Source organism: Streptomyces flavofungini (assembly GCF_041028215.1).
Taxonomy (GTDB): domain Bacteria; phylum Actinomycetota; class Actinomycetes; order Streptomycetales; family Streptomycetaceae; genus Streptomyces; species Streptomyces flavofungini_B.
The window spans coordinates 1-573 of the sequence record NZ_JASKYR010001447.1; the positions used below are offsets into that span (position 1 = coordinate 1).

A 573-nucleotide genomic window follows, 5' to 3' on the forward strand; every position below is an offset into this window, starting at 1 on the left:
CCCAGTAGCGGCCCCGGGTGAAGGGGTAGGCGGGCAGCGCGACCCGGCGGCCCGCACCGGTGGCCAGGACGCTGAAGKCCACGTCCGCCCCGTGCAGCCAGGCAGCGGTGAGCGCGGCCTCGACCGCGTCGTCGGAGGGTTCCCCGGTGACCGTGTCGAGCGGGAGGACATGGTGTCCGGGCCCCGGTGCGCCGTGGCCGACGAGGATCGCGAACCGGTCGGCGCGTGGCGGGCGGCCGGGCGCGGCCCGTTCGGTGCGGCCCCGCAGGACCGTGCCGAGCCGGGCGAGCACCGGATGGTCCGGTGCGTCGGCGGGCGGCACCAGGATCACCTTGCGCAGGGTCGTCACCTCGGGGGTTGTCGCGTGCTCGCGCAGGGCGGCCGCGGCGGCCCGCGGGTCATCACCGGGCACCCGCACCGCTCGGCGGTGGGGGTGCCAGGCCCGCCCCACGCGCAGGGTGTACGCCGCGTCGGCGAGCGCCGGGGCGTCCTTAGCCGTGAGCGCTTCGGCCAGTTCACCGGCCATGGTGTCCAGTTCGCGGGCGCTGCGGGCCGACAGCAGCAGGTGCAGGC

General features: G+C 77.6%; 1 protein-coding gene. It reads right to left on the reverse strand.

All coding sequences use genetic code 11. The features are described from left to right. A partial coding sequence (locus AB8Z36_RS41580; RefSeq protein ID WP_440582145.1) for a CurL C-terminal domain-containing protein occupies positions 1-573 on the reverse strand: 573 nt, incomplete at both ends.